We start from the raw sequence: 627 nt of genomic DNA, 5'->3' as shown, positions 1-627 counted from the left end.
GCCGAAATAGGGGATGACCGCCGTGATGCGCTTGGCCGACGAGCGCATGAAGGCATCGATCATGATGAGCAGTTCCATCAGGTGATCGTTGGTCGGGAACGATGTCGACTGCAGGATGAAGACATCCTCGCCGCGAACGTTTTCCTGGATCTCGACGAAGATTTCCTGGTCGGCGAAGCGCCTGACACTGGCCTTGCCCAGCGGGATGTTGAGGTACCGGGCGACCGCTTCGGCCAGCACCCTGTTGGAATTGCCCGCGAAGAGTTTCATGCACCGTTCCTGGTGGAGGATGGAAAGACCTGACGGACTCGCCTGCGCCCTTTAACCGGGCTTTTAGCGGCCCGCGCCGGTATTGCAAGCGCCGAGATCGGGAATCCGCCGGCTAAACTCAAGAAAGCTCCGCGCCATCACTAGGCTGCAACATTTCAGCCCGCCTTGCCGCCGAGCCAGGCCGCGAATTGGTCGATGGTCTGGTCGGCGATCGACTGCATGGTGGCCGGCGAGACCCCCTTCCAGCTGTCGCCGCCCCCGCTGTCGCCGGATTTGACCGACGGCGCCTTCTGCTGGCCGTTGATGCGGTGCAGGCGATTGCCGGCCGGGTCGTAGACGTCCCAGACATAAATGACG

At 62.2% G+C, this 627-nt stretch carries 1 protein-coding gene and 1 pseudogene; both read right to left on the bottom strand.

The window, feature by feature from the left end:
- Window positions 1-270, bottom strand: a 270-nt coding sequence (locus tag EN993_RS36555) for a ribose-phosphate pyrophosphokinase-like domain-containing protein (RefSeq protein ID WP_164758096.1), incomplete at its 3' end; no start/stop codon positions are given.
- 155 nt (window positions 271-425) lie between these two features.
- Window positions 426-627 (bottom strand): annotated as a pseudogene (locus EN993_RS36550) (hypothetical protein); the annotation flags it as partial.

The sequence above is a fragment of the Mesorhizobium sp. M7D.F.Ca.US.004.01.2.1 genome (genome assembly GCF_003997785.1).
Taxonomy (GTDB): Bacteria; Pseudomonadota; Alphaproteobacteria; order Rhizobiales; family Rhizobiaceae; genus Mesorhizobium; species Mesorhizobium loti.
Note: the sequence above shows the minus strand (reverse complement) of the source record. Positions and strands in the feature narration are given on the sequence as shown.